The following is a 22,118-nucleotide window of genomic DNA, read 5'->3' as shown; positions in this document are numbered from 1 at the left end:
CATGCCAGGAAGATGCCCACCACCAGGCGAGATCACCCAAGGTAACGAAGCACTACTAGGGCCTGTCCGGCGGATCATGCCGGAGACGCGGGGTCCGGCACGCCGATCTGCGGCGTTGCCGTCGGTTGCCGACTCCCCCAAGTTCTCGGCTTCGCTCGAACAGGGGGACCCCCATCGCGTCGACGCCCTCCTCCGCCTTGCAGCTCGACGCACCAGACCCCGCTCACCTGCGCCGACAAGGCACCGCCGCTTCCCTCCGACCTGATCCGCCGGACAGGCCCTAGCGCCGGCGGCCCCGCGGCCTCGTCGAGTACGGCCGGATCGGCAGCCGGGAGTCGGTAGATGGACCGAGCGCCCGCGGTCCCCGCATCGTCCGGGCAGGGAGGCTCCGGGGGTGCGGGATGACTCGACGTGCCGCCGGCGTGAGCGGCGCACGCACCGGCGCACCTCCTCCTCGCGGCCGCGACGAGGGGGAGGCGACGGAGTCCGGAACCGGGCCCTGACCTGTGCTCCGAGACCGGCCGCACCGTTTCCTCGACGGCGGTGATCAGGCACGTACCGGCTCCGTACGCGGTCACGCACGGGAAGGTCGACCGTGCTCACCGGCTCCCCGGAGCGTGGCCGATTTCGCGCGCGGGGCCACCACCCCGTCACGACGCCGCACTTTTCCTCGCGTACGGCCGAGGGTTGACGATTCGAGATGACTGTCGCGTGCCCGATGGGGCATGGATTCCCGTGAACATGTTCGATCAGGAGGGGAACCGACATCGGCATGCAGGCGGGGGTCATGAAGAGGCAGGTTCGAGGGGGTGGTCCCGTGGCCATTGGGGCCTCCTCGGCAAAGGCAATGGCGGAAGTGTCCGACAACGCGATGGATCAGCCGGCTGCCCCGCAGCTCAGGCGCAAGCTGGGACGGGCGGATCTGCGGGCGGTGCCCGAGGCCCGCAGAGCGCTGAGGGAACTGTTACGGCACTGGGGGAAGCCGGAGAAGTCCGACATAGCCGAGTTACTGACCAGCGAGCTCGTCACCAACGCACTCATCCACACCGACCACGACGCGGTGCTGACGGCGACCGTCGGACCCCGCGGACTCCACGTGGAAGTAAGGGATTTCGTGGGACGCAGGCCCAGGCTGCGGGTACCGAACGCCGACGACGGTACGCATGGCAGAGGCCTTGTTCTCGTGCAGTCCCTCGCCGACGCGTGGGGTGTGCGGACCCACGGCGTGGGCAAGGCGGTGTGGTTCGAACTGGACGGCGGCGCGGTGTAGTCACCGCGCCGCCGTAATTCCTGTCGGGGCAATTCCTGTCCGGGTCCGGCCGGTTCGGTTCACGGCCGGACCACCCCGGGCTCGAGCCTCGCGGCTCCGGGCTCAGCCGAACTGCTGCTCCAGGTCCTTGAGCTTGCGCTCCAGGGAGTCGAGCCTGGGCAGGGCCATGGTGTCGTCCTCCGCGGTGAGGTCGACGGTGATCGGGTCAGTGCTCTTGCGGACGGGCTGAAGGGAGGGCCGCGAGGGTACGGGCAGCTGCTCCGGTGCCGATATGGCAGGCTCCGCAGTGGACTGGGCCGGCGCCCGCTCCACGGTCGTCTCCAGTTCCCGGCGACCGCCGCCGCGGCCGGGCAGGCCCCGGTGGCCTCGGCTGAGCGCCTTGAGGTGCGCCCGCTCGACGCGCTCCTCGTTCCGGCGGCGCAGTCGGGTCTGCTCCTTCTGGCGACGGTCCTCGCGGACCTCGTCCACGGCCTCGTCAAGGGTGCGGACGTTCTCAAGCAGCATCAACGACCATGCGCTGAACGTCTCACGGGGCGCGCGCAGCCAGCGGACGATGCGGATCTGCGGCAGCGGACGCGGGACCAGGCCCTGCTCACGCAGTGCGGCACGGCGGGTCTGCTTCAGTGCGCGGTCGAACAGCACCGCGGCCGACAGGGACATTCCGGCGAAGAAGTGCGGGGCGCCCTCATGGGAGAGGCCCCGGGGCGCGTGCACCCAGTTGAACCAGGCCGCCGCGCCCGCGAAGGTCCACACGAGTATCCGGGAGCCGAGCGCCGCGTCACCGTGGCTGGCCTCGCGCACCGCGAGCACGGAGCAGAACATGGCCGCGCCGTCCAGGCCGAACGGGACGAGGTACTCCCAGCCGCCGGAGAGGCCGAGGTTCTGCTCACCGAAGCCGACCAGGCCGTGGAAGGAGAGGGCGGCGGCGACGGCGGCACAGCAGAACAGCAGCAGATAGGAAGCCGCGCCGTAGAAGGCCTCCTTACGCCTGCGGCGCTCCTCGCTGCGCTCCCACGAGTCCTCGGCGGCTGCCGCTTTCTCCCCGGATCGCTTGCCGCGCGCGAGCACCGCCACCGCCGCCAGCAGTCCCAGGAGCAAAACGGCGCCCGGAAGCAGCCAGTTCAGCGATATGTCGGTCAGTCTCATCTGGGGTCCCTTGCATTGGGATAGGGCGTAACGCCCGCCATAGTGGCCCAAGCCCGTGAGCCCTCAGGGGTTTTCGGGGCAAGAGGCCGCCAAGGGAGTGCAAGGGGATGCGCAGGGCGACATTCTGCTCGAACTGCCGCACGAGGGCCGGGAGTTGAGTTCGAATAAGACTACTCGTACGGATGGTTCCACGGAAAGTTCCCGCGAAAAGTGAGGGAGTTGTGAACCACCTGTAACCCGAGTGGCCCGAGAGGTGTCTCATTCGGAGGTGATCATAGGGCACCTGACGACCCGTCTGCTCGACAGGTCGCCTCGACGGGGCCGCGATGGGGGTCTCAACTGGCAGGAACAGCCGTCAACTTGGCGATGCGGTCCGCGTCGCAGGTGCGCGGGCAGGTACCGCAGGCGTCCTCCGGGCGCAGTGTGTAGAAGAAGCAGCAGCTCGCCCGGTCCCGGGTGGGCAGGGATTCCCCGTTCGGGCCGGTCAGCTCACGGAACCCGGCGGACCCGACGTACGGCGCCGTCGACCCCGGCAGCAGCAGCTCCAGCTCACGCATTCCGCGCTGTTCCTCGCCGAGCAGTTCGGCGACGTACCAGAGGCCCTCGACGACCTCGTCGGTCGCCATGCCCCACAGGGCGCGGCCGCGCCGCCGCATACGCGGGCCGAAGCCGCCGAGGACCGGCTCCAGGTGCTCGGCCACCGCGGCCCGTACCTCGGCCCGCAAGGCGTCCTCGTCCGGTACGACGCGGGCGCCGGGCAGTGTGGCGGCCGGGTCGTCCGGCAGGCAGGCGAACTCTCCGACCCGCACCGCCATCCGGCCGAGGGTGCGCTGGAATGTGACGTGTTCCACGGGGAAGCGGGGCACGCGGCGCTGCAGGAACCACGGAACGGTGATCAGCAGACAGGCCGGCCAGGCGTACCGGTGCAGCCCGAAGCTCGCCACGACGTCGGGGCGTGCCCGCTGTCCGTAGTCCCGGATCACCTGCTCCTCGTCCCAGGCGAGAAAGGTGTCGAGAGCGGCCCCGCCCTCCGCGAGCCGGGCGGCAGGGACCCAGCCGCCGTCACTGGGGGGCGCGTCCCGGGGGCCCAGTTCCGTGATGCTCAGATCGGGAAAAACCTCGGTCAACCGGGTGTACGAGGCCGCGACGGCCGAAGGGGCCGGGCGGGCGCCGGTGTCGGCCGAGGCGCCTGCGGTCAGGGCGGGAGCGGACATTTGGGGACCACCGCTTCACGATCGTTGACAGGTAAGCCTTACCTTACCCGGAAATCCGGAGGTTTGAACTGGGGCCATGTGCGCCTATGGTGCTTGACGGACGGGTAACAACCGCCGCATTGACCCCCAAGTACCACCAAGCCCCCAGGAGGACCCCGTGGAGCAGGCCGGTTCCCTGGGCGAGCACGGCTCCGCCGGGTCGACAACCCGGGACATGCGTACGGCGGCCGTTCGGGTGCCCGCGCAGGCCCGGGCGGCGGACGTGGGCCGGGAGCGGGAGCGGGGCGTCGCGGCCGGCGATTCCCTGGCCGTCCCCGCGGCCCGCGGTGAGCACACGCACAGCGAGCCGCCCATGCCGAGCCCACGAGTGGAGAGCGCGCGTCCCGTGGTCCAGCGGGCCTCCGTCCGCGGGCAGGTCCTCGACGCCCTGCGCGCCGCCCTCGTCGCGGGAGACCTGGCGCCGGGCGAGGTGTACTCGGCGCCCGTGCTCGGTGAGCGGTTCGGGGTGTCCGCGACGCCGGTACGGGAGGCGATGCAGCAGCTCGCGCTCGAGGGCGCCGTCGAGGTCGTACCGAACAGGGGCTTCCGGGTCGTCGAACGCGGGACGCGCGAGCTGGCCGAACTCGCCGAGATCCGCGCCCTGATCGAGGTCCCGGTGATGCTGCGCCTCGCGCGCACGGTGCCCGCCGCGCGCTGGGCCGAGCTGCGCCCGCTCGCCGAGGCCACGGCGCGGGCAGCGGCCTCCGGCTGCCGGGCCACCTACGCCGAGTCCGACCGGGCCTTCCACCGCGCGGTCCTCGCCCTCGCGGGCAACAACCAACTGGTGCGCATCGCGGACGACCTGCACCGCCGCGCCCAGTGGCCCCTGGTCGGAGGCCCCGTCTCCCGCGGCCGCGCCGACCTGGTGGCCGACGCCGCCGAGCACGCCGCCCTCCTGGAGGCCCTGGCCGCCCAGGACCTGCCGGTCGTGCAGTCCCTCGTACGGGAGCACTTCGCGGGCGCGTAGCCGGTACGTGCGCTTCCTTCGGCGGACGTCACGGCTCCGTACGGGCCCCGCAACAGACGCCGCCGCCGGGAACCCGCACCGGCCCGTTCGCGTGCCCCCCGGTACACGGCGAAAGCCGCACCAAAACCGGGGGAGACACCGAAATGCCCGACCCTTCCTGGACAGCGATGCAGCAGGCCCAGCAGGCCCAGCAGCACCATCAGCAGATCCATCAGAGCCATGTGCGGCACCACCACGAGATGCACGACATGGCCGCCGCCCACGCCCGCCACTCCGGCACCCCGCACCAGCACCGACCCATGTCGCACGGCGCGGGCCGCGGAGGCGGCGTACGCGGCTTCCTGACGTTCCTCGTGATCGTGGCCGTCGTGGTCTACGTCGCCCGAGACCCGGAACTCCGCACGACGGTGACGACGTTCGCCCGCGACCTCCTGTCGCAGCTCCAGAGCGACTAGGGCCTGTCCGGCGGATCAGGTCGGAGGGAAGCAGCGGCGCCTTGTCAGCGCAGGTGAGCGGGGTCTGGTACGCCGCAGATCGGCGTGCCAGACCCCGCGTCTCCGGCATGATCCGCCGGACAGGCCCTAGGGAGCCACCGGCTACCCGCAGCCGCCCCACCACCTCACGCCGTTGCCGCGGGTGGAGTCAACTGCCGAGCCAGCCACGTAGGTACGCCCCCAAGCAACCGAAACAATCGCCCCGCCTCCGCCCGCAACCGAGACGCCTCCGGCTCGGCCTCCGCGTCCGCGAGCGACACCAACGCCGGAGCCGTCCCGACGAGATACCCCAACTCCTCCCGAATCCGCAGCGATTCACCGAACCCGTGCCGCGCCTCGGCCACCTCGCCGTCGCGCAGGGCGAGCCCGGCGAGGTGACGCCAGGTGAAGGAGAGCAGCAGCGAGTCGCCCTGGGCGACCGCGCCGGCGTGGGCACGCCGGTACGCCGCGCGGGCGGACTGCGGGGACTGCGCGAGGTTCTCGGCGAGCAGCCCGCGCCGGAAATCCAGCAGGGCTCGCCCCGGCGCCCCGGGCGCGATCAGCGCGGCGGCCCGGCCGAGCGCTGCCCGCGCCTCGTCCGCCCGGTCGCGCACCCCGAGCAGCGTGGCCGCGTACGCGAGTTGCCCCCGTTCGCAGGCGGCGGCACCGCGCTCCTCGTCGCTCTGGGCCACCGCCTCCGCCGTACGCAGCGCGTCCTCGGCGGCCGCCCAGCCCTGCTCGGTGTACAGGCACCGCTCGACGAGCAGCGAGGCCCGTTGCAGCGCCGCGTCCGCCGTCCGCGGCTGGAGCAGTGCGGCCGCGTCGTCCCAGCAGGCGCGCGAGCGCAGCCGCCATACCGCGGTCTGGAGTGGATCGTCCCCTGCGTTCGTTCCGGAACCAGACATGGCGGTATGCGCCACGTTGCCCTCCCCGAGCACACCATTGAGCTGTTGAGTGGTGGCATCTCAGCACGGATCGCGGCACTCGGCCAAGGGGGTGGGTGAAGGATTTCACAAAGTCGGTGGACAGTGGCGACACTTGCTGACGCACGCCGCACGGACTCCTGACTCAGCTCATGCGCAACGCCAGGAAGAAATCGAGCTTGTCCTCGAGGCGGGAAAGGTCCCGGCCCGTCAACTGCTCGATACGGCCCACCCGGTAGCGCAACGTGTTGACGTGCAGGTGGAGGCGCGTGGCGCAGCGCGTCCAGGAGCCGTCGCAGTCGAGGAACGCCTCCAGGGTGGGTATGAGTTCGGCGCGGTGGCGGCGGTCGTAGTCGCGCAGCGGATCCAGCAGCCGGGCGGTGAAGGCGCGGCGCACGTCGTCCGGCACGAAGGGGAGCAGCAGCACGTGCGAGGCCAGCTCCTGGTGCCCGGCCGCGCACACCCGGCCGGGACGTGCCGCGGCGACCCGGCGGGCATGCCGGGCCTCCTCCAGGGCGCCGCGCAGCCCCTCCGCCGAGTGCACGGCGGCGCTGACACCGAGGGTGAGCCGCCCGTCGTCGTTCAGGCCCGCCGACAGCGGGGCGCGCACGGCCTCCAGGAGCGTGTCGGCGAGCAGTCCGGACTCCGAGCCGTCGTGCTCAGAGGACACCGCGGGCAGGGCCAGCAGGGCTACCGCCTCCGTACCCGTGTGCGCGACGGCGATGCGGTCGGATTGCTCGGGCCCGGTCGTCGACGGGGCGACGAGGATCTCCTCCAGCAGCGACTGGGCGACCGGGCCGCCCTCGATCTCGCCGCCGTCCCACTCGACGCAGGCCACCACCACCTGCCAGTGCGGGGCGGCCCCGAGGCCGGGCAGCAGCACCGGAGCGGCGACCCGCAGCCGCGCCGCGATCTCCGCGGGCGCGGCGCCCGACTGCACCAGCTCCAGGACCTCCTGCGCGAGCCGCCGCCGCACCGTGCGCGCCGCGTCCCGCCGGTCCCGCTCGACGGCGATCAGCTGGGTGACGCCCTGGAGCAGGTCGAGCCGCTCCTCGGGCCAGTCCCCGGCGTCCGCCTCGACCGCGAGCAGCCAGTCGGAGAGCACGGTCTCGCGCACATCCCGGGAGGCGCTCGCGGAACGGCCCGAAGAGAGGATCGGGAAGAGGGAGTACGTCGTCGTGCCCACCATCACCCGGTGCGGCCCGCGTCGCCCGGTGCGCGTCGCCGCGAGGTGCTCGGCGGCGAGCTCGGCGCCCACGTCGGCGGGCAGCGCGGCCCCCGCGAGCCTCGAACCCGCGATCGGGCGCCCGGTGGGCGAGAGGACCCAGGCCCGCAGGTCCAGATCGGAGCCGAGCAGGTCCAGGACCACGTCGGGCCCGCCGCCCGCCGGGCCGGACGTCATCATCCGCCGGTGCCGGTCCACCACGGCCGCGAGATCCCCGGCGCGCTCGCTCGAGACCTGCCGTACGACATGCTCGGTGACCGTCGCGAACGCCACCGACTCGTTCACGGCGAACAGCGGCAGCCGGTGCCGGGCGCAGGCCAGGATCAGGTCGTCCGGGACATCGCCGAGCTCCGCCTCACCGGCGGCGAGGGCCGCGACCCCGGCGCCCGCGAGGATGCGGACGAAGGGCTCGGAGTCCGCCGCGGCGTGCCGCCAGGCGAGGCCGGTGAGGACCAGCTCGCCGCCCGAAAGATAGCGGCTGGGGTCCTTGAGGTCCGTGGTCATCACACCGCGCACGGCGCGGTCGAGCTCGTCCTCGCCGCCGAGCAGCCGCAGGCCCAGCGCGTCGGTGTCCAGCAGTGCGCGCAGCCGCATTCTCGTCGCCGCCGTTCTTGTCTCGAAATCTACGATGGATCTGAAGGTGGAGCTCAAGGTGGAACTGAAAGTGAGCAACGGGCGAGCGGGTCCGCGAGCCGTACTCCCTGGTCCCAGCGTGTGCTGGATGTTTCCTGACGTTTCCAGAGGAAAACGAAGAGGTTACTGAGGCCCTCCGTTCATACGAATCTACAAGATGCACGCCCTGGCCAGCCAACTCCTTCATGGTTTCGGTGACTGACCCCGGTGGAGGACAGCGCTGTGTACTGACCCCGATACCCGTGAACAACTCATGAACGAGCCGGGCCCGCCGCACCCGATCTGGCTTGATCAGAACGACCCACGATACGAAGAAGAGAGCCACTCATGGACTTCCTTCGCCCCGCAAGCTGGGGGGAGGCGCTCGCCGCGAAGGCCGAGCATCCCACCGCTGTGCCGATTGCGGGTGGCACCGATGTGATGGTCGAGATCAACTTCGACCACCGTCGGCCCGAGTACCTCCTGGATCTGAACCGCATCGGCGAGCTGAGCGAGTGGGAGGTCGGCGCGGACAGCGTGCGCCTGGGCGCCTCCGTCCCGTACACCCGGATCATGGAGAACCTGCGCGGCGAGCTCCCCGGCCTGGCCCTGGCCTCCCACACCGTGGCCTCCCCGCAGATCCGCAACCGCGGCGGCGTCGGCGGCAACCTCGGCACCGCCTCCCCGGCCGGTGACGCCCACCCGGCCCTCCTCGCGGCGGGCGCCGAGGTCGAGGCCGAGTCCGTACGCGGCTCGCGCCTGATCCCGATCGACGAGTTCTACACCGGCGTGAAGCGCAACGCGCTCGCTCCCGACGAGCTGATCAGGGCCGTACACATCAAGAAGGCCGACGGCCCGCAGCAGTACTCCAAGGTCGGCACACGCAACGCGATGGTGATCGCGGTCTGCGCCTTCGGCCTGGCGCTGCACCCTTCGTCGCGCACGGTGCGCACCGGCATCGGCTCGGCCGCGCCCACGCCCGTTCGGGCCAAGGTCGCCGAGGAATTCCTGAACGCGGCGCTCGACGAGGGCGGCTTCTGGGACAACGGCAAGATCATCACGCCATCGGTCGCCAAGCAGTTCGCGGAGCTCTGTTCCGCCGCCTGCAACCCGATCGACGACGTCCGCGGCACCGCGAGCTACCGCCGCCACGCCGTCGGCGTCATGGCCCGCCGCACCCTGACCTGGACCTGGGAGTCGTACCGCGGCACCGCCGCCCGCACGGAGGGAGTCGCGTAATGCGTGTCAGTTTCACGGTCAACGGCCGTCCGCAGGAAGCGGATGACGTGTGGGAGGGCGAGTCCCTGCTGTACGTGCTGCGGGAGCGGATGGGCCTGCCGGGTTCCAAGAACGCGTGCGAGCAGGGCGAGTGCGGTTCCTGCACGGTCCGGCTGGACGGCGTACCGGTCTGTTCGTGTCTGGTCGCGGCCGGTCAGGTGGAGGGGCGCGAGGTCGTCACGGTGGAGGGGCTCGCGGAGTACGCGAAGCAGCGCTCCTGCGGTACGAGTTCGTGCGGGACCTCGCTGGACCAGGCCAAACGCTGGGAGGCGAAGCCGCAGGACTCCCACACCGGCGAAGGCGGCGGCGTTTCCCCGCGTGCCACGCTCTCTCCCATCCAGCAGGCGTTCATCGACGCCGGCGCCGTCCAGTGCGGCTTCTGCACCCCGGGTCTGCTGGTCGCGGCCGACGAGATGCTGGAGCACAACCCGAACCCGACCGACGCGGACATCCGCGAGGCGCTCTCCGGCAACCTCTGCCGCTGCACCGGCTACGAGAAGATCATGGACGCGGTCCGCCTCGCGGCCGCCCGGCAGTCCGAGGTGGTCTGACCATGGGAACCACGGGTACACCCACCAACATCACGCAGGGCTCCAGGACCAAGGGCGGCATCGGCGAGTCGACGCTCCGCCCGGACGGCACCCTCAAGGTCACCGGCGAGTTCGCCTACGCCTCCGACATGTGGCACGAGGACATGCTGTGGGGCCAGATCCTGCGCTCGACCGTCGCGCACGCCGAGATCGTGTCCATCGACACGAGTGAGGCCCTCGCCCAGCCCGGCGTCTACGCCGTCATGACGTACGACGACCTGCCGACGGACGTCAAGAACTACGGTCTGGAGATCCAGGACACCCCCGTCCTCGCGCACGGCAAGGTCCGCCACCACGGCGAACCGGTCGCCATCGTCGCCGCCGACCACCCGGAGACCGCGCGTCGCGCCGCCGCCAAGATCAAGGTGGAGTACCGCGAACTGCCGGTCATCACGGACGAGGCCTCCGCGACCGCGCCCGACGCGATCCTGATCCACGAGGGCCGCACCGACCACCACATCGGTCACGTCGAGCACCCGAACATCGTGCACCGTCAGCCGGTCGTCCGCGGCGACGTCGAGGCCGCCCGGGAGCGCGCCGACTTCATCGTCAAGGGCGAGTACACCTTCGGCATGCAGGACCAGGCCTTCCTCGGCCCGGAGTCCGGCCTCGCCGTGCCCGCCGAGGACGGCGGCGTCGACCTGTACATCGCCACCCAGTGGCTGCACTCCGACCTGCGCCAGATCGCCCCGGTCCTCGGCCTGCCCGAGGACAAGGTCCGTATGACGCTCTCCGGCGTCGGCGGCGCGTTCGGAGGCCGCGAGGACCTGTCGATGCAGATCCACGCGTGCCTGCTCGCCCTGCGCACCGGCAAGCCCGTCAAGATCGTCTACAACCGTTTCGAGTCCTTCTTCGGGCACGTCCACCGCCACCCGGCCAAGCTCTCCTACGAGCACGGCGCCACGAAGGACGGCAAGCTCACCCACATGAAGGCCCGGATCGTCCTGGACGGCGGCGCGTACGCCTCCGCCTCCCCGGCCGTCGTCGGCAACGCCGCCTCGCTGAGCGTGGGCCCGTACGTCGTCGACGACGTCGACATCGACTGCATCGCCCTCTACACCAACAACCCGCCCTGCGGCGCCATGCGCGGCTTCGGCGCGGTCCAGGCGTGCTTCGCGTACGAGGCCCAGATGGACAAGCTCGCCGACGCGGTGGGTATGGACCGGGTCGAGTTCCGGCAGCTGAACGCGATGTCGCAGGGCACGATCATGCCGACCGGGCAGCCGGTCGACTCCCCGGCCCCGGTCGCCGAACTCCTGCGTCGCGTCAAGGCGATGCCGCTGCCGCCGGAGCAACAGTGGCTCGCGGCAGGCGAGGCGGCGGACGTACGGCAGCTGCCCGGCGGCCTCTCCAACACCACGCACGGCGAAGGCGTCGTACGCGGCATCGGCTACGCGGTCGGCATCAAGAACGTCGGCTTCTCCGAGGGCTTCGACGACTACTCGACTGCCCGCGTCCGTATGGAGGTCGTGGGCGGCGAGCCCGTGGCGACCGTGCACACGGCCATGGCGGAGGTCGGCCAGGGCGGTGTCACCGTCCACGCGCAGATCGCCCGCACCGAGCTGGGCGTCGCACAGGTGACGATCCAACCGGCGGACACGCAGGTGGGCTCGGCGGGCTCGACCTCGGCGTCCCGTCAGACCTACGTCACCGGTGGCGCCATCAAGAACTCGTGCGAGCTGGTCCGCGAGAAGGTCCTGGAGCTCGGCCGCCGCAAGTTCGGTACGTACCAGCCCGCTTGGGCCACCGCAGAGCTGCTCCTGGAGGGCGGCAAGGTCGTCACCGACGGCGGCGAGGTTCTCGCCGACCTGGTGGACGTACTCGAGGACGAGGCCGTGGAGGTCGAGGCCGAGTGGCGGCACCGGCCGACCGAAGCCTTCGACCTGCGCACCGGCCAGGGCTTCGGCCACGTCCAGTACAGCTTCGCCGCGCACCGGGCGGTCGTCGAGGTCGACACCGAGCTCGGCCTGGTCAAGGTCATCGAGCTGGCCTGCGCCCAGGACGTCGGCAAGGCGCTCAACCCGCTGTCGGTCGTCGGCCAGATCCAGGGCGGCACGACCCAGGGCCTGGGCATCGCGGTCATGGAGGAGATCATCGTCGACCCGAAGACGGCGAAGGTGAAGAATCCCTCCTTCACGGACTACCTGATCCCCACCATCCTCGACACGCCGACCATCCCCGTCGACGTGCTCGAACTCGCCGACGACCACGCCCCGTACGGGCTCCGTGGCATCGGCGAGGCCCCGACCCTGTCGTCGACTCCGGCCGTCCTCGCGGCGATCCGGAACGCGACGGGGCTGGAGCTCAACCGGACGCCGGTACGCCCCGAGCACCTCACCGGCAGCTGACCCCACGGGGGGTTGGAACCTCGACCCCCCTTTGTTCGTCTCGGGCCGTCCCCCGGGTCGTGCACCTCCCCACATCCCGCGCCCGTCAGGGCGGTTGCGCGGGTATCCCTATGAACCTCGGGAGATGGCACCATGACCCAGCAGTCAGTGCAGCCCAGGACCGTCGCGGACGACGCGGGCGCGGGCAGCCGCGTTCCTGCCGGACGGTCCTGGCTCGACCGGTACTTCCACATATCCCAGCGAGGATCCACGGTCGCGCGCGAGGTGCGCGGCGGCGTCACCACCTTCATGGCGATGGCGTACATCCTCCTCCTCAACCCACTCATCCTGTCCGGCAAGGACACGGCGGGGAACACACTCGGCCAGCAGGCGCTGATCACCGCGACCGCGTTCGCGGCGGCCTTCACCACGCTTTTGATGGGTTTCTTCGGCAAGGTGCCGCTCGCGCTGGCCGCCGGACTCTCCGTCTCCGGGGTGCTCTCCTCGCAGGTCGCGCCCGAGATGACCTGGCCGCAGGCCATGGGCATGTGCGTGCTGTACGGCGTGGTCATCATGCTGCTCGTCGTCACCGGACTGCGCGAGATGATCATGAACGCGATCCCGCTGGCGCTGAAGCACGCGATCACCATGGGCATCGGCCTGTTCGTCGCGCTGATCGGCCTGGTGAAGGCGGGCTTCGTCCACCAGGGCAAGGCGACCCCGCTCTCCCTCGGCCCGAACGGCGAACTCGCCGGCTGGCCGGTGCTGCTCTTCGCCGCGACGCTGCTCCTGATCTTCATGCTCCAGGCCCGAGGCATCCCCGGCGCGATCCTCATCGGCATCGTCAGCGGTACGGTCCTCGCGGTGGCGCTCAACGCGCTGGGCGTGATCGACCCCCGGCAATGGGCTGGTGGAGCACCGGAGTTGCACGGCGGCGCGGTCTCCATGCCGGACTTCTCGCTCTTCGGTGACGTCGAGTTCGGCGGCTGGGGCGAGGTGGGCGCGATGACGGTCGGCATGATCGTGTTCACGCTCGTGCTCGCCGGTTTCTTCGACGCGATGGCCACGATCATCGGCGTCGGCACCGAAGCCGGGCTGGCCGACGACAAGGGCCGGATGCCGGGCCTGTCCAAGGCGCTGTTCATCGACGGCGCGGGCGGCGCGGTCGGCGGAGTCTCGGGCGCCTCGGGCCAGACGGTGTTCGTGGAGTCGGCGACGGGGGTGGGCGAGGGGGCCCGTACCGGCCTCTCGTCCGTGGTGACGGGCCTGTTCTTCGCGGCCTGCCTGTTCTTCACCCCGCTGACGGCGATCGTCCCCGGCGAGGTCGCGGCGGCGGCGCTGGTCGTCATCGGCGCCATGATGATGTCGAACGCCCGGCACGTGGACTGGACCGACCGCGCCACGGCGACACCGGTCTTCCTGACCGTCGTGATCATGCCGTTCACGTACTCCATCACCGCGGGTGTCGCGGCCGGAGTCCTGTCGTACGTCGCCATCCGGATCGCCCAGGGCAAGGCCCGGGAGATCGGGGCGTTCCTGTGGGGCCTGGCGGCGATCTTCCTCGTCTTCTTCGCCCTGAACCCGATCGAGAGCCGGCTGGGCGTGCACTGACGCCCACGAGCTTTCCACGAGCCGTTCAAGCAACCGCTGTTAAGGAGACCGAGACATGCTGGACATCGCCGAAGAGCTGCACCGGTGGGTCGAGCAGGGACGCGACTTCGCCGTGGCCACCGTGGTGGCCGTCGGCGGCAGCGCACCCCGCCAACCGGGCGCCGCACTCGCCGTCGACACCGACGGCACGGCGATCGGCTCGGTCTCCGGCGGTTGCGTGGAAAGCGCGGTCTACGAACTGTGCCGGCAGGCACTGGAGGACGGCGAGCCGGTCCTCGAACGCTTCGGCTACAGCGACGACGACGCCTTCGCCGTCGGCCTGACCTGCGGCGGCGTCATCGACATCCTCGTGACACCGGTCCGGGCGTCCACCGCGACCCTGGAGGTGTTCGCGACCGCGCTGGCCGCCGCGTCGACCGGAAAGGCGGCGGCGCTCGCACGGATCGTCTCCGGCCCCTCGGACCTGCTCGGCCGTGCGCTGCTCGTCCGCCCGGACGGCTCGTACGAGGGGGGCTTCGGCGCCCATCCCGAACTGGACCGGACGGTCGTGGGCGAGGCGGGCGCCTTCCTGGACGCGGGCCGCACCGGCACCCTGGAGATCGGTGAGCGGGGCTCTCGTTGCGGAGCACCGCTCACGGTTCTGGTGGAGTCGTCGGTTCCCCCGCCCCGGATGATCGTCTTCGGCGCGATCGACTTCGCGTCGGCGCTGGTCCGCATCGGCAAGTTCCTCGGGTATCGCGTCACGGTCTGCGACGCCCGCCCGGTCTTCGCCACGGCCGGTCGTTTCCCCGACGCCGACGAGATCGTCGTCGAGTGGCCGCACAAGTACCTCGAGCGCACGGAGGTGGACGCGCGGACCGTGCTGTGCGTGCTCACCCACGACGCCAAGTTCGACGTACCGCTCCTTCGGCTCGCACTGCGCCTCCCGGTCGCGTACGTCGGCGCCATGGGCTCACGCCGGACCCACCTCGACCGCAACGACCGTCTCCGCGAAGTCGGCGTCACCGAGCTGGAGTTGGCCCGGCTCAGATCCCCCGTCGGCCTCGACCTGGGCGCCCGCACCCCCGAGGAGACGGCCCTGTCCATCGCCGCGGAGATCGTCGCCAACCGGCGTGGCGGCAGCGGCGTTTCCCTCACCGGTGCGCACACACCGATCCACCACGACGCGACGTCGGTTCCGGCGCGGCGGATCGGGTCGGTGGCCTGAGCCACGCTTCACCGTCGACGACGGGCGGCCCTACCGCCGCTGTCCCTCGACGCGATCAGCGACGCCGCAGTGACGGGTCCAGCAGCGCGGGCGGAGTGTCGTACTTCTCGTGTGCGGCGAGGTCGGTGCCGGGGGCGACGATCGCGTCGATCGCGTCGAGCACGTCGGCGGAGAGCACGGTGTCAGCGGCGGCGAGTTGCGCGTGCAGGTGGGCCGGTGTGCGGGGGCCGATGAGCGCGCTGGTCACGGCGGGATGCGCGGTCACGAATCCGAGCGCGAGCTGGATCATGGTCAGGCCGGCCTCGTCGGCGACCTTGGCCAGCTGCTCGACGGCATCGAGCTTGGCCCGGTTGGCAGGGATGGCCATGTCGAAGCGTTGCGGCATGAACGTCGAGCGGCTGGTGGAGACTTCCTGGCCCTCGCGGATCGCGCCCGACAGCCAGCCCGAGTCCAGCGGGCTCCACACCAGCACGCCAAGCCCGTACTGCTCGGTCACGGGCAGCACGTGGGATTCGATCCCGCGCTGCAGGATCGAGTAGCTGGGCTGTTCGGTGACATAACGGCTCAGGTGATGCTCGCGGGCGGCCCACTGGGCTTGCACGAGGCGGTAGGCGGGGAAAGTCGAGGAGCCGAAGTAGCGGATCTTTCCCGCGCGTTGCAGGTCGGTCAACGCCGACAGCGTCTCCTCGTCGCTGGTGCTCGGGTCCCAGCGGTGGATCTGGTAGAGATCGACGTGGTCGACACCGAGACGGCGCCGGCTGTTGTCCAGCTCGGTGACCAGCCAGCGGCGCGAACTGCCCTGATGGTTGCGCTCATCGCCCATGGGCATGCTCGCCTTCGTGGCCAGCACGATGTCGTCGCGGCGGCCGGCGATGGCTTTGCCGACCATTTCTTCCGACTCGCCGTCGCTGTACATGTCGGCGGTGTCGATGAGGTTGATCCCGCCCTCGAGAGCGGCATCGACGAGAGCGGTGGCCTCGTCCTGGGTGGTGCGCCCGATCTTGCCGAAATTCATCGCGCCGAGTGCGAGGGAGCTGACCTGCACACCGGTGCGGCCCAAGGTGCGGTACTGCATGACCGTGTTCCTCCATTGCGGATGAAGCGTGGTGGCAATGCGTGGCTTGGTTGTCGGGCCCGTGCTCTGGCATCATGAGCAAACGGAACCTTGTTCCGGTAACGATACGGAACGTTGTTCCGCTTTGGCAAGGTCGGTAGCGAAGGGAACGGCGCGGTGAACGACAGCGACGAGGGCGCAGGGCAAGCGGCCCGGTCCAAGCGGGCGGACGCCCGGCGTAACGAGGGGACTCTGCTCGACGCGGCCGCCGCGGTCTTCGTCACGTCAGGCGTGGAAGCGCCGGTACGCGACATCGCGGCCAAGGCCGGCGTCGGGCTGGGCACGATCTACCGCCACTTCCCGACGCGAGCGGATCTCATCATCGCCGTCTACCGGCACCAGGTCGATGCCTGCGCCGAGGCCGGGCCGGCCCTGCTGGCGACCAGCGCAACTCCGCACACCGCATTGGGGCAATGGATCAACCTCTTCGTCGACTTCCTGGTCACCAAGCACGGACTCGCTGCCGTGCTGCAGTCCGACAACGCAGGATTCGACACGCTGCACGCCTACTTCATCGATCGCCTCGTGCCCGTGTGCACCCAACTGCTCGATGCCGCAGCCGCGTCCGGCGAGATTCGATCCGACCTGGAGGCCTACGAGCTCATGCGCGGCGTCGGGAACCTCTGCATCGGCGCGGAGAGCGATCCCCGCTACGACGCACGTCGACTGGTCGAGCTCCTCATCGCAGGACTACGTCAACCGCGGTAGCCCCGCCCGACTGGCTTCGGGGGGTTGATACTGGTGGGCTCGCGTATTCAACTGTCGCCAATTCTCGGTCCCGTATGGCGTGTTGGTGACGGTGTGTGGTCGTCATCGGTGGCTGCCGGGTGCGGGCCTCGACGCCGTGAGTGGTGTTGCTTAGTGGTTGGCTCCGGAAGTCCTTCGGGGGTTGACGCGGCGGTTGGTTTCGTGGCTGAGGTGCGCAGGTGTGCCGAACGCTGGCGGGATGCGGTCATTACGGTCTTTGAGCAGCCTCGCGGCCCTCACCCAGCCCCCATCCATCATCACCAACCAACGATGAGCGCCTATGTGCAACCCTTGGGTTGCACATAGGCGGTCGAAGTGCAACTCTGGGGTTGCATCCGATGGCGACGGTGAAGGAGTCCCTCATGAGCAAGGACCGGATCGAACGCGAAACCCTGATCGCAGCACCCCTGGAGCGGGTCTGGTCGCTGGTGGCCCAACCCGGGTTCTGGGTGGCCGACAAGGCGAGCCTGCCCGGCACCGTGGCCAAGGAAGGCGAGTCGATGATGGCGAAGAACGCCGAGCACGGTGACTTCCCGGTGCGCGTGGAGAAGGTCGAGCCGCCCACGTACCTGGCGTACCGCTGGACCAGCGCGTTCCCTGGAGAAGAGCTGCGCGAGGACAACAGCACCCTCGTGGAGTTCACGTTGACCCCGGAAGGCGACCAGACGCGGCTGCGCGTCGTCGAGAGCGGGTTCGCGGCGCTGGCCGGGTCCGAGGAGCTGCGCAGTCAGAACCTGAAGGACCACAGTGAAGGCTGGCCCCTGGAGCTCGACGCGCTCAAGACGCGCGCCGAACAGCCCTCCACGTGACGGAAGAACGTTCCGGCGTCGCCGAGGTCGTCGACAGCGTCCTCGGCGCGCTGGCCGACCCGACGCGACGTCAACTGCTTGACCTGCTCGCCGCACAGGGCGAGGCCACCGCGACGGCGCTGGCTGAACACCTGCCCATCTCGCGGCAGGCGGTGGTCAAGCACCTCGCTGTCCTGGACGCCGCCGGGCTGGTTTCCGGCAGCCGGATCGGGCGCGAGGTGCGGTTCGCGGTGCGGCCTGCGGCGCTGGACACGACGGCACGGTGGATGGCCTCGCTCGCGGCCTACTGGGACCGGCGGTTGGCGAACATCAAACGCGTCGCTGAGGCAGCTGAGCGGGATTCGAGTTCGACACGCCCCGAATGAAGGGAAGCACGCTATGGACACGACGGTACTTCGCAGCGCCTACGACAGGTTGCTCGATGCGGCGGCCATCCCCAACCTCGGCGACGCGGATGATGGAGGATGGAACGCCGACCAGATATTGGCCCACCTCCTCAGCGTCGACGCCTCGATCGCAGCGGTTGCCCTGGGCGTCGTCGCCGGCTCGCGGCCCACCTTCGACAACCGGATCTCCCTCGACACCTGGAATCTTGACCGGATCATCACCCAGCACTCAGGCCGGGCGGATCTGATTGATCATGTCCGGAGCCAGGCCACCGTCCTGTGCGACATCGCCGATCAGCTCAACGAGGAAGCCGCCTCGGTTCCGGTGCCGTCGCTCCTCCTGTCCAATGACGCACTCGTGCTGGACCAGCCGATTCCGCTGGCAAGCCTCATCGATGGCCTCGCCGAAAACCACGTGCCCGTGCATACGCAACAGCTCCTCGATCTTCGCGTCGCCGTCCCTGGGCACGCCTGAAGGCGGCGCCTGAGTCGAACATCGGGCGCCCGGTCCCCCGTCTCCCCTCGAGGACCGACTGCGTGGACCGGGCCGCTCCGCCGCCCTGCAGGCACATGTCGACGCATATGCCTCGCAGAAATAAGTAGTTCTGCCAGGCCACGACCAGCGGTCGAGAGGTGTCCGTGCCCGTTGCCACCGCATGCCCGATAGCCCTGGCGGCCAGCGAGCGGTACCGGCTGACGAAGATAGCCTGGGGCCACAAGACCGAGTACCGGCTGCGCCTCCGCGCACAAATCGTCCTGCACGCGGCACGTGGGCTGGCCAACGCTCGAATCGCGGAGCGGGTCGGTGTGCACGTAGACACCGTGCGCAGGTGGCGGGGCCGCTTCGCTGAGAAGAGGCTGCCCGGTCTAGCGGACCGCAAGCGCACCGGCCGCCCGCCCTCCTTCACCGCACTGCAGACGGCTCAGGTCGCGGCGCTGGCCTGCCAGTTGCCCGCCGAGACCGGCGTGCCGCTGTCCCGCTGGTCGTGCCCGGAGCTGGCCCGCGAGGCGGTCGAGCGCGGCATCGCGCCTTTCCTGTCGGCCTCCACCGTGCGCCGCTGGCTGACGCGGGACGCCCTCAAGCCCTGGCAGCACCGCTCCTGGATCTTCATCACCGACCCCGGCTTCCGCGCCAAGGCCGAGCGCGTGCTGGACCTGTATGCCCGCACCTGGAGTGGCACACCGCTCGGCGCGGACGAGTACGTCATCAGCGCCGACGAGAAGACCTCCATCCAGGCCCGCTGCCGCTGCCGCTGCCACCCCACCCTCGCCCCCGGCCAGGCCCGGGCGATGCGGGTCAACCACACCTACGGACGCGGCGGTGCCCTGGCCTACCTCGCCGCCTACGACGTCCACCGCGCCCGAGTGTTCGGCCGCACTGAAGCGCGCACCGGCATCGACCCGTTCATGAACCTGGTCACCCAGGTGATGAGCAAGGAGCCGTACGCCAGCGCCAAGCGCGTGTTCTGGATCGTCGACAACGGCTCCTCCCACCGTGGCAAGAAGGCCGCCGACCGGCTGGCCGCGGCCCACCCGAACACGGTCATGGTCCACACCCCGGTGCACGCCTCCTGGTTGAACCAGGTGGAGATCTACTTCTCCGTCGTGCAGCGCAAGGTTGTCTCACCCAACGACTTCACCGACCTGGCCCAGGTCGGGGACCGGCTCCGAGCTTTCGAAGACCGCTACAACGCCACGGCACAGCCGTTCCAGTGGAGGTTCACCACCTACGACCTGGACGATCTGCTGGCCAGACTCGACAGGCACACCACCGATCACCACGAAGAATCCTCCGCCGCACTGGCAGCATGATCAACCCCCGAAGGACTTCCGGAGCCGACCACTTAGGATCATGAGCACAACATCGCGTGTCGGTCACCGGCTGGGTGAGGCATGGAGGTGCCCGTGAGATTGCCTTGCGGAGGCATTCCACACATGTCAGTCGAGTTGAATCACACCACCATCCATGCCCGGGACAACCGGGAGTCGGCCGAGTTCCTGGCGCGCATCCTGGGGCTTGAGGCCGGGACCGAGTGGGGTCCGTTCATTCCCGTGGCCACCAGCAACGGGGTCACCCTGGACTTCGCCGCCATCCCGGCGGAGTCGATCGTCATGCAGCACTACGCGTTCCTCGTCTCCGACGAGGAGTTCGACGCGGCATTCGCGCGTATCCAGCAGGCCGGGATCGCGTACTACGCCGATCCGCATCTGAAGCAGCCTGGAGAGATCAACCACCACCACGGTGGGCGCGGACTGTACTTCATGGATCCGGCCGGGCATGGCATGGAGATCATCACGCGGCCCTATGGCAGCGACGAGCAGACGCCGACGGCTTCGTGAGGCAGTGGCAGGTCAGGGAGTGCCCTGGCCTGCCACTCCGTGGTGCAGTTCAACTGCCGTGAGTTTCCTGCGGAGTCCAGCCTGCTGGTGACCGTGTGTGGTCGCCGGGGGCGTATCGGCTCCAGGTCCCGCCGTTCTCGTTGAGGAGTCGGGTCCGAGACTGTCGATGTGACGCGTATCACTCTCCGGCTGCCGCGGGTCGGGCATGCGCGATCATGACCGGAATGGACGCTCGTTTCCTTGGCATCACTGAGCTGGTCGAAGTCCCGTCCGTCGCGGTCGTGGTCGACGTCATGCGTGCTTTCACCGTGGCTGCCTGGGCCTTTGCCCAAGGGGCGGAAAAGATCGTTCTTGCTGAGTCGCTGGACGAAGCCCTGGCGCTCAAAGCCCGCCACGCGGATTGGGTGGCGCTCAAAGACGGTCCGCCCGCGCCTGGGTTCGACATGGTCAACTCCCCGGGCCTGCTGCGGTCTGTTGACCTTGGCGGACGGACCGTTGTGCAGAAGACCACGGCAGGGACGGTCGGCGCCCTTGCGGTGAAGGAGGCGTCGCTGGTGCTGTGCGCCAGCTTTGTGGTGGCGGAGGCAACGGCTCGGCTCTTGCGGACGCGCGAGAGTGACAGTGTCACGTTCGTGGTCACTGGCGACGATGGGCAGGCCGATGAAGATCTGGCGTGTGCTCAATACATCGCTCGGAGAGCCACCGAGGCCGGGACGGATGCCGCTGAGTTCCTCCGCCGCGCTGCCGAGTCGCGCGCCGCCGCCGAACTGGCGGAGGGGGTGCGCCAAGGAGTCCATCCTGATGACGTTGCGCTCTGTCTTGAGGTCGACCGGTTCCCCTTTGCCATGGTGGCGACCTTGGAAGGCTCGCTCATGGTCCTGCGTCCACGTGCGATGCCTTCGCCGGCTGACGAGGACCCGGTCTGACCGCTGGTGAGGTCTACTCTCGGCATGCGAGAGCGAGCACCCTGTCGGGCTTGCGGTATCAACTGCAGGTCCCGATGGCGGTGGTTCGGGGTGGCGGCAGGCGGCTGCCCCGAGTTGTTGCGGCGACGGCTTCGCGGAGCCGGATGATCTCCTCGTGCTGTGCGGCGAGCCGGGCCAGGGCCTGGGTGTGGAAGTCCGTGAGCTGACCGACCTCTTGCGCGGCCTGGGGCAGCCGTTCCTTGAGCTTGGTGTCTCCGCCTTGAGCCGGACAATTCTGACCTCGCGCTACCACGTGGCGGGCTGTCCAACGGGTGATCCCGTAAGCGAAGAGTGCGAATGGCGCCGCGTCACATCCCGTACGGGCAGGTGTGGCGTGTGTGGCTGGTTGCTTCATGCGGTGACCTTGGCGATGAACGCGGCGAGGTTCGCGACGGTCCGCTGGATCTTCTCATCCAAGGTGAGCGACTCGCGAAGCCGCGCACCGACGCCCGCATCCTTCCTGCCCCGCACGTACAGCGGGCAGGCGAGGTCGCTGCATATGTAGGCGCCCACGGAGTTGCCCTGCTGCCCGGCCTTGCCCGCCTTCGCGGCGACCATCAGCGAGACGCCCCCGGTGTGGGTGGTCATGCACATCGAGCACATGCTGCGCCGCGTCTGCCAAGAAGTGGCACTGGGGCAGCGCAACGCGAGCGCCACCGGGCGGCCGTCCAGCTCGGTGGTGAGGTAGGCCCGGTCGGGGGCCTGGGGGTCCCGCCAGCCGAGGAAGTCCAGGTCGTCCCAGGGTCGCTCGGCCAGGTCGCGAGGGACGGACAGGCGCTTCGCCTCGCCCTTGGTGCAGTTCACGAACGCGGTACGGATCTCTTGCTCAGTCAGCGGTTTCATGAGCGGCAGGCTAATTTGCCTAAAGGCTTTAG

The 22,118-nt window shown here is 69.9% G+C and carries 22 protein-coding genes; 15 read left to right on the top strand and 7 right to left on the bottom strand.

Annotation, left to right across the window (positions count from 1 at the left end):
- The first annotated feature begins 847 nt into the window (after positions 1–847).
- The gene (locus tag ACX28W_RS33225) at positions 848–1,270 is read left to right on the top strand and encodes an ATP-binding protein (protein ID WP_459003719.1); all 423 of its coding nucleotides are present in this window, start codon (positions 848–850) and stop codon (positions 1,268–1,270) included.
- A 102-nt stretch (positions 1,271–1,372) separates the two neighbouring features.
- Here the strand turns inward: ACX28W_RS33225 and ACX28W_RS33220 are convergent, their stop codons facing one another.
- Positions 1,373–2,416 (bottom strand): DUF2637 domain-containing protein, encoded by a 1,044-nt coding sequence (locus ACX28W_RS33220; protein WP_459003718.1) that lies wholly within the window; start codon positions 2,414–2,416, stop codon positions 1,373–1,375.
- Positions 2,417–2,751: 335 nt separating this feature from the next.
- On the bottom strand, positions 2,752–3,630 hold the full coding sequence (locus tag ACX28W_RS33215; RefSeq protein WP_459003717.1) for a (2Fe-2S)-binding protein: 879 nt from the start codon (positions 3,628–3,630) through the stop codon (positions 2,752–2,754).
- A gap of 214 nt (positions 3,631–3,844) precedes the next feature.
- Between ACX28W_RS33215 and ACX28W_RS33210 the strand changes: the two genes are divergently transcribed.
- The gene (locus ACX28W_RS33210) at positions 3,845–4,636 is read left to right on the top strand and encodes a GntR family transcriptional regulator (protein ID WP_459003724.1); all 792 of its coding nucleotides are present in this window, start codon (positions 3,845–3,847) and stop codon (positions 4,634–4,636) included.
- 143 nt (positions 4,637–4,779) lie between these two features.
- On the top strand, positions 4,780–5,091 hold the full coding sequence (locus ACX28W_RS33205; protein WP_459003716.1) for a hypothetical protein: 312 nt from the start codon (positions 4,780–4,782) through the stop codon (positions 5,089–5,091).
- A gap of 164 nt (positions 5,092–5,255) precedes the next feature.
- Here the strand turns inward: ACX28W_RS33205 and ACX28W_RS33200 are convergent, their stop codons facing one another.
- Positions 5,256–6,029, bottom strand: coding sequence for a hypothetical protein (locus ACX28W_RS33200; protein ID WP_459003715.1), 774 nt, complete (start codon positions 6,027–6,029; stop codon positions 5,256–5,258).
- A gap of 148 nt (positions 6,030–6,177) precedes the next feature.
- A complete protein-coding gene (locus ACX28W_RS33195; protein WP_459003714.1) occupies positions 6,178–7,851 on the bottom strand; it encodes a PucR family transcriptional regulator in 1,674 nt (557 codons plus the stop codon).
- 366 nt (positions 7,852–8,217) lie between these two features.
- Here ACX28W_RS33195 and ACX28W_RS33190 point away from each other — a divergent pair, with 366 nt between their 5' ends.
- From ACX28W_RS33190 to ACX28W_RS33170, 5 genes are all read left to right on the top strand, one after another.
- Entirely contained in the window at positions 8,218–9,108 is an 891-nt protein-coding gene (locus ACX28W_RS33190) for an FAD binding domain-containing protein (RefSeq protein ID WP_459003713.1), read from the top strand.
- Complete coding sequence (locus tag ACX28W_RS33185) at positions 9,108–9,698, top strand: (2Fe-2S)-binding protein (protein ID WP_459003712.1); 591 nt, start codon at positions 9,108–9,110, stop codon at positions 9,696–9,698. Before ACX28W_RS33190 ends, ACX28W_RS33185 begins: the two co-directional genes overlap by 1 nt.
- A 2-nt stretch (positions 9,699–9,700) precedes the next feature.
- Positions 9,701–12,085 carry a xanthine dehydrogenase family protein molybdopterin-binding subunit gene (locus tag ACX28W_RS33180; protein ID WP_459003711.1) on the top strand — a complete coding sequence of 795 codons (2,385 nt, stop codon included), beginning with the start codon at positions 9,701–9,703 and terminating at the stop codon, positions 12,083–12,085.
- Positions 12,086–12,217: 132 nt separating this feature from the next.
- Complete coding sequence (locus ACX28W_RS33175; RefSeq protein WP_459003710.1) at positions 12,218–13,675, top strand: NCS2 family permease; 1,458 nt, start codon at positions 12,218–12,220, stop codon at positions 13,673–13,675.
- Positions 13,676–13,730: 55 nt separating this feature from the next.
- Entirely contained in the window at positions 13,731–14,882 is a 1,152-nt protein-coding gene (locus ACX28W_RS33170) for an XdhC family protein (RefSeq protein ID WP_459003709.1), read from the top strand.
- A gap of 55 nt (positions 14,883–14,937) precedes the next feature.
- Here the strand turns inward: ACX28W_RS33170 and ACX28W_RS33165 are convergent, their stop codons facing one another.
- Positions 14,938–15,957 (bottom strand): aldo/keto reductase, encoded by a 1,020-nt coding sequence (locus tag ACX28W_RS33165; protein ID WP_459003708.1) that lies wholly within the window; start codon positions 15,955–15,957, stop codon positions 14,938–14,940.
- A 156-nt stretch (positions 15,958–16,113) separates the two neighbouring features.
- Between ACX28W_RS33165 and ACX28W_RS33160 the strand changes: the two genes are divergently transcribed.
- From ACX28W_RS33160 to ACX28W_RS33130, 7 genes are all read left to right on the top strand, one after another.
- Complete coding sequence (locus ACX28W_RS33160; RefSeq protein ID WP_459003707.1) at positions 16,114–16,704, top strand: TetR/AcrR family transcriptional regulator; 591 nt, start codon at positions 16,114–16,116, stop codon at positions 16,702–16,704.
- Positions 16,705–17,105: 401 nt separating this feature from the next.
- A complete protein-coding gene (locus ACX28W_RS33155; RefSeq protein WP_384753801.1) occupies positions 17,106–17,552 on the top strand; it encodes an SRPBCC domain-containing protein in 447 nt (148 codons plus the stop codon).
- Entirely contained in the window at positions 17,549–17,917 is a 369-nt protein-coding gene (locus tag ACX28W_RS33150; RefSeq protein WP_459003706.1) for an ArsR/SmtB family transcription factor, read from the top strand. The genes ACX28W_RS33155 and ACX28W_RS33150 overlap by 4 nt, the downstream gene beginning before the upstream one ends.
- 13 nt (positions 17,918–17,930) lie before the next feature.
- Positions 17,931–18,413: a hypothetical protein gene (locus ACX28W_RS33145; RefSeq protein WP_459003705.1), complete on the top strand. Its 483-nt coding sequence runs from the start codon at positions 17,931–17,933 to the stop codon at positions 18,411–18,413.
- A 164-nt stretch (positions 18,414–18,577) separates the two neighbouring features.
- On the top strand, positions 18,578–19,750 hold the full coding sequence (locus ACX28W_RS33140; protein ID WP_459003704.1) for an IS630 family transposase: 1,173 nt from the start codon (positions 18,578–18,580) through the stop codon (positions 19,748–19,750).
- 123 nt (positions 19,751–19,873) lie between these two features.
- Positions 19,874–20,278 carry a VOC family protein gene (locus ACX28W_RS33135; protein WP_459003703.1) on the top strand — a complete coding sequence of 135 codons (405 nt, stop codon included), beginning with the start codon at positions 19,874–19,876 and terminating at the stop codon, positions 20,276–20,278.
- Between the two features lie 224 nt (positions 20,279–20,502).
- Positions 20,503–21,204: a 2-phosphosulfolactate phosphatase gene (locus ACX28W_RS33130; RefSeq protein WP_459003702.1), complete on the top strand. Its 702-nt coding sequence runs from the start codon at positions 20,503–20,505 to the stop codon at positions 21,202–21,204.
- Between the two features lie 58 nt (positions 21,205–21,262).
- Here the strand turns inward: ACX28W_RS33130 and ACX28W_RS33125 are convergent, their stop codons facing one another.
- Entirely contained in the window at positions 21,263–21,496 is a 234-nt protein-coding gene (locus tag ACX28W_RS33125; protein ID WP_459003701.1) for a hypothetical protein, read from the bottom strand.
- A 98-nt stretch (positions 21,497–21,594) separates the two neighbouring features.
- Positions 21,595–22,086 (bottom strand): FBP domain-containing protein, encoded by a 492-nt coding sequence (locus ACX28W_RS33120; RefSeq protein WP_459003700.1) that lies wholly within the window; start codon positions 22,084–22,086, stop codon positions 21,595–21,597.
- Positions 22,087–22,118 lie beyond the last annotated feature (32 nt).

This window comes from Streptomyces sp. SD15 (assembly GCF_054462255.1).
The sequence above is the reverse complement of the archived record's forward strand: the minus strand, read 5'-3'. Positions and strand labels throughout refer to the sequence as shown.

What these genes read in the sequence shown, in the direction of transcription:
- ACX28W_RS33175 (WP_459003710.1), top strand. Translation starts at nt 12,218, where the DNA reads ATGACCCAGCAGTCAGTGCAGCCCAGGACCGTCGCGGACGACGCGGGC.
- ACX28W_RS33205 (WP_459003716.1), top strand. Translation starts at nt 4,780, where the DNA reads ATGCCCGACCCTTCCTGGACAGCGATGCAGCAGGCCCAGCAGGCCCAG.
- ACX28W_RS33165 (WP_459003708.1), bottom strand. Translation starts at nt 15,957, where the DNA reads ATGCAGTACCGCACCTTGGGCCGCACCGGTGTGCAGGTCAGCTCCCTC.
- ACX28W_RS33120 (WP_459003700.1), bottom strand. Translation starts at nt 22,086, where the DNA reads ATGAAACCGCTGACTGAGCAAGAGATCCGTACCGCGTTCGTGAACTGC.
- ACX28W_RS33145 (WP_459003705.1), top strand. Translation starts at nt 17,931, where the DNA reads ATGGACACGACGGTACTTCGCAGCGCCTACGACAGGTTGCTCGATGCG.
- ACX28W_RS33220 (WP_459003718.1), bottom strand. Translation starts at nt 2,416, where the DNA reads ATGAGACTGACCGACATATCGCTGAACTGGCTGCTTCCGGGCGCCGTT.
- ACX28W_RS33155 (WP_384753801.1), top strand. Translation starts at nt 17,106, where the DNA reads ATGAGCAAGGACCGGATCGAACGCGAAACCCTGATCGCAGCACCCCTG.
- ACX28W_RS33195 (WP_459003714.1), bottom strand. Translation starts at nt 7,851, where the DNA reads ATGCGGCTGCGCGCACTGCTGGACACCGACGCGCTGGGCCTGCGGCTG.
- ACX28W_RS33225 (WP_459003719.1), top strand. Translation starts at nt 848, where the DNA reads ATGGCGGAAGTGTCCGACAACGCGATGGATCAGCCGGCTGCCCCGCAG.
- ACX28W_RS33180 (WP_459003711.1), top strand. Translation starts at nt 9,701, where the DNA reads ATGGGAACCACGGGTACACCCACCAACATCACGCAGGGCTCCAGGACC.
- ACX28W_RS33190 (WP_459003713.1), top strand. Translation starts at nt 8,218, where the DNA reads ATGGACTTCCTTCGCCCCGCAAGCTGGGGGGAGGCGCTCGCCGCGAAG.
- ACX28W_RS33130 (WP_459003702.1), top strand. Translation starts at nt 20,503, where the DNA reads ATGGACGCTCGTTTCCTTGGCATCACTGAGCTGGTCGAAGTCCCGTCC.
- ACX28W_RS33215 (WP_459003717.1), bottom strand. Translation starts at nt 3,630, where the DNA reads ATGTCCGCTCCCGCCCTGACCGCAGGCGCCTCGGCCGACACCGGCGCC.
- ACX28W_RS33170 (WP_459003709.1), top strand. Translation starts at nt 13,731, where the DNA reads ATGCTGGACATCGCCGAAGAGCTGCACCGGTGGGTCGAGCAGGGACGC.
- ACX28W_RS33210 (WP_459003724.1), top strand. Translation starts at nt 3,845, where the DNA reads ATGCGTACGGCGGCCGTTCGGGTGCCCGCGCAGGCCCGGGCGGCGGAC.
- ACX28W_RS33185 (WP_459003712.1), top strand. Translation starts at nt 9,108, where the DNA reads ATGCGTGTCAGTTTCACGGTCAACGGCCGTCCGCAGGAAGCGGATGAC.
- ACX28W_RS33135 (WP_459003703.1), top strand. Translation starts at nt 19,874, where the DNA reads ATGTCAGTCGAGTTGAATCACACCACCATCCATGCCCGGGACAACCGG.